General features: G+C 62.0%; 6 protein-coding genes and 1 pseudogene. 1 reads left to right on the top strand and 6 read right to left on the bottom strand.

From position 1 onward, the window contains the following. Positions 1 to 158 precede the first annotated feature (158 nt). Positions 159 to 668 (bottom strand): type VI secretion system contractile sheath small subunit, encoded by a 510-nt coding sequence (gene tssB, locus BIS11_RS12555; RefSeq protein ID WP_253421308.1) that lies wholly within the window; start codon positions 666 to 668, stop codon positions 159 to 161. A 647-nt stretch (positions 669 to 1,315) separates the two neighbouring features. Between tssB and BIS11_RS12550 the strand changes: the two genes are divergently transcribed. Then, the gene (locus tag BIS11_RS12550) at positions 1,316 to 1,834 is read left to right on the top strand and encodes an Hcp family type VI secretion system effector (RefSeq protein WP_126950157.1); all 519 of its coding nucleotides are present in this window, start codon (positions 1,316 to 1,318) and stop codon (positions 1,832 to 1,834) included. Positions 1,835 to 1,905: 71 nt separating this feature from the next. Here the strand turns inward: BIS11_RS12550 and BIS11_RS12545 are convergent, their stop codons facing one another. From BIS11_RS12545 to ispH, 5 genes and pseudogenes are all read right to left on the bottom strand, one after another. Further along, a complete protein-coding gene (locus BIS11_RS12545) occupies positions 1,906 to 2,382 on the bottom strand; it encodes a hypothetical protein (protein WP_253421306.1) in 477 nt (158 codons plus the stop codon). After that, the gene (locus BIS11_RS12540) at positions 2,363 to 2,833 is read right to left on the bottom strand and encodes a PilW family protein (protein ID WP_253421305.1); all 471 of its coding nucleotides are present in this window, start codon (positions 2,831 to 2,833) and stop codon (positions 2,363 to 2,365) included. The genes BIS11_RS12545 and BIS11_RS12540 overlap by 20 nt, the downstream gene beginning before the upstream one ends. A gap of 10 nt (positions 2,834 to 2,843) precedes the next feature. Continuing rightward, entirely contained in the window at positions 2,844 to 3,236 is a 393-nt protein-coding gene (locus BIS11_RS12535) for a prepilin-type N-terminal cleavage/methylation domain-containing protein (protein ID WP_253421304.1), read from the bottom strand. Next, a complete protein-coding gene (locus tag BIS11_RS12530) occupies positions 3,236 to 3,628 on the bottom strand; it encodes a type IV pilin protein (protein ID WP_367399063.1) in 393 nt (130 codons plus the stop codon). The genes BIS11_RS12535 and BIS11_RS12530 overlap by 1 nt, the downstream gene beginning before the upstream one ends. A 62-nt stretch (positions 3,629 to 3,690) precedes the next feature. After that, positions 3,691 to 3,892 (bottom strand): annotated as a pseudogene (ispH, locus tag BIS11_RS12520) (4-hydroxy-3-methylbut-2-enyl diphosphate reductase); the annotation flags it as partial.

Below are 3,892 nucleotides of genomic sequence, written 5' to 3'. Positions count from 1 at the left end.
CTTCGTCGGCGGGTGCCATGCGGGTCTGCGCCATTACCTGGTCCAGCAGCGAAACCTCTTCGGTCTCCGCCTGGGCCGCCGTGGAGTGCTGTTTAGCCGTCTTGCTCATCGTTTAGCCTCGCATTTGGGTAGGGAGTGACACGGAGAAACCAGGCGACTCACTCGCCGCCCTTGGAATCCGTATCCAGAAGCTCCAGCTCGCTGAGCAGCTGCTGACGCGCCTCGTCGCTCTCCAGCAGCTTTTGCAAACGATCCCGAAAAGCGGGTACGTTACCCAAGGGGCCTTTCAAGGCCACCAGCGCCTCGCGCAGCTCGACCAGCTTGCGAAGCTCCGGCACCTGCTTGGCAATCGCATCCGGCGAGAAGTCCTCGAGGGACTTGAAGGAGAGATCCACGGCCATCTCGTCGGGCTCTTCGCTCTCCTCGAGACGGTTGGTGACCGAAGTCGTGAGCGTAAGGCCGGCCTCGCGCATCACCGACTGGAAATTGTTCTTGTCGACCGAGACGGCCTGACGCTCCTCGATGGGCGTTTCTTCCTCGCCGCCCTTGAAGTCGCCTACTACCAGCAGCTTCAGCGGCAGTTCCGTATCCGCCTGCTGGTCACCAGTGGCCGGAACGTACTTGATGTTAATGCGTTCTTTGGGTGCGACGGTGCCTTGCTTAGCCATGAGTGCGTCCTGAAAGTGAAAAAATCGAACGTTTCAGTCAATATTCGTCAATCTACAAACGCTAACGAATCTGCTTGGACGGCGCCAATGGGTCATTTTTAAACACTAGGGCGCAAGGCTCGCGATGCGAACATGTCGTATCTGCACGTTAGGAACATTTAGGCGATTTTTTGCCGAACTTAACCTTTCAGCTAACCTCTCTTAACTTCTTGAAATGTATTTGTAAGACATTTCTTACAATAACTGTCAGCAATGTCTCAAGCAAAAAGACACGGTTTTCTTACGTCAAAAGTTATATTTTTGGTGCTTGAAGCAAGAAGTCGCGTATAACTTCTGGCCAGAAAGGGTGACGGGCGCGTCGATGGATAGACGATTTACTTCTTCCTCGACGAGAAATAGGGCGAAAAGGAGATTTACGCAAAAGCAGCGCAGTGATGCTTCGAAAATACAGGCAACCCCTTGCCCATCAGGCAAGGGGTTGCCTGAAAACAGGCAGCCCATTGCCTAATATTAATTAGAATAAAATCCTTATTTAAAAATAAGCAGCTGTAAAAAAAGAGATATTTTTTTCTGGCATGCGCCTTGCCCTTGATTAAGTGTTCATCGGGCGATATCGCCCTGTTCACTCACGACAAAGGAGATTCATCATGCCGACACCTTGCTATATCAGCATCGAAGGCCAGACCCAGGGCAACATCACTGCCGGCGCCTTCACACCCGACTCCGTAGGCAACATCTACGTGGAAGGCCACGAAGACGAAATGCTGGTCCAGGAATTCAAGCACGTCGTGACCGTGCCGACCGACCCGCAGTCCGGTCAACCTTCCGGCCAGCGCGCCCACAAGCCGTTCGTCTTCACCGTGGCGCTGAACAAGGCCGTGCCGCTGATGTACAACGCCCTGGCCTCCGGTGAAATGCTGCCCAACGTGGCGCTGAAGTGGTACCGCACTTCCGTCGAGGGCAAGCAGGAGCACTTCTTCACCACCACGCTGACCGACGCTACCATCGTCGACATCAACCTGCGCATGCCGCACGCCCAGGACATCAACAAGGCCGAGTTCACCCAGCTGATGGACGTGTCCCTGGCCTACCGCAAGATCGACTGGGAACACACCGTCGCTGGCACCTCCGGTTCCGACGACTGGCGCGCACCGATCGAAGGCTAAACGCTTTCGCTCGGCCCGGAAAACCCCTTCCTCGCGAAGGGGCTTTTTCGTGTGTCACCGCCTGACCTCGCCTACTCCCACCTGACCCGCGCAACCGCGCCATCCTGCTCCACGCGCACGAACACTGCTTCGCTGTGGGCGATCAACGTCGCCTCGGCGGTATCGTCGTGGACCACGCCAAAGGCGAGGGCCCAGCGCTCGCCGCCACGCAATACCGGCAGATACAGGCAACTGCGCTCGGCGCAGGCGAAAGAGGCTGCCGGGTGACGGGCGAGCGTCGACCAGCGAGGGGGCTGCTCGTCGATAGCGGGCGCCTGCTCCCAGGCGAGGCTATCGAAGCGCGTCAGCGCCTGTCCAGCCGCACGCTCGGCGCGCATCTGGGCCTGCAGGGCGGCGCGATAGTTGGCCGCCAGGCGCTGGTCGATCAGCGCCGACTGGACGCCGACGATCCCCAGCATCAGCGCGCTCGCCATCACCACGATGACGATCGCCAGGGCCGCACCGCGCTGGCGGGTCGGCGACCCCGGCTCAGGGCGGCGCACCGGCATCGCTCAGTACACCCTGGCGAGGAGTGACGTGAAAGACGACGTCCCGCCCTTGCGGGCCGAGCGGCAGGGCGACGTTGAGCGCGCCATCTTCACCGGCGACGCCCAACGGTTCATCGCGCGCGCAGGCACCCTCGCCGAGTCGGTCGAAGGACGCCAGCGGCTGCGCGGCGACGAGATCCTGGACCGTGCAGCGGCACTCCTCGGCCCCGCTCTGGCAGCGCAGGTGAAACAGCGCCTCGCTCGAGGCGTGGGCGGGATCGTGACGGCGCAGGCGATCGGCGAGCACGGTGGCGGTGTACACTAGACTCTCCTGCTGGCGCCCCAGGCGCTCCACCTGGGCGAAGGTAGTGACACTCGTCAGCAGCAGTTGCCCGGCGGCGATGACCAGCAGACTCGCGATGGCCAGCGCCACCAGCACCTCGCTGAGGGTGTAACCGCCCTGCTCGCTCATGCGCCTGCTCCTAGGGTTTGACGGGTAGTTCGAAACGAAAGGCAAGCGGCGCGCTGCCCGGCGCCGCGTGGACTATGGTGATCTGGAAGTCGCAGGCATCGCGCTGGATACTGCCCCACGCCGCTTCTGCCAGCGCCGCTTCCGGGTGCTGGAACCAGTGCCGTCGCCAGGCGCTTTCGACACGCCCGACCTCGATCTCGGCGCACTGCCTGGCATGGCGATAGGTTGCCCAGAGTCGCTCCTGGGCATCCAGCGCGGCCACGCTCGCCAGCGCCCGTCGGTAGCCTTCGTCGGCGCTATCCAGCGCCTTGAGTTGCATGGCGGCCGCACCGACCAGCCCGAGCGACAGAACCACCAGCGCGATCAGCGCCTCCACCAGGGAGAAGCCGCGCTGGCCGCTCATCACCAGCACGCCGTGGGAAAGCGTTCACCCAGCCCATCGAGCGCCAGCGGCGTTTCGCAGCCGTCGTTCTCGTCGGTGGTGGCAGTGAGCAGGTAGCCACCGGCACCGGCGGTGAAGGCGAGCCGATAGTGGCCGTCGGGCGAGGTCGGGGAGATCGAACAGCCCGCGTAGCGCTGATTTCGCACGTAGCAGCGCTCGAGGTCGGCGGCAGCGTTGACCAGCCCCGCCTGGGCATCGGCGCGTAGCGAATGCTGGAGATAGCGCTGATAGCTTGGGTAGGCGATGCCCGCCAGGATGGCCACGATCGCCACCGTGACGAGCATTTCGATGAGGGTGAAGCCGCGTGAGCGCCGCCGTTGGACAGCGGCGCGGCCCTTGAGGAAAGAAGCCACTCGACAGGTCTCGTTTTAGTTAGCCCATACATCCAGTATGGCCAAAACGCCCGCCGTTTGCATCACCCGCTGACGATCACCTGTTCACGCAGCTCCTTGGGCATCGAGAAGGTGATGTTCTCCTCGCGACCGGCAAGCTCGGTGGGATCGGTCGCCCCAAGGCTCTTGAGCCGTTCGATCACGCCCTTCACCAGCACCTCCGGGGCGCTGGCCCCGGCGGTGACGCCGATGCGCGCGACGTTCTCGAGCCAGGCGCTTTCGATC

Origin of the sequence: Halomonas sp. 707D4 (assembly GCF_024158685.1) — a bacterium.
Lineage (GTDB): Bacteria > Pseudomonadota > Gammaproteobacteria > Pseudomonadales > Halomonadaceae > Vreelandella.
Note: the sequence above shows the minus strand (reverse complement) of the source record. Positions and strands in the feature narration are given on the sequence as shown.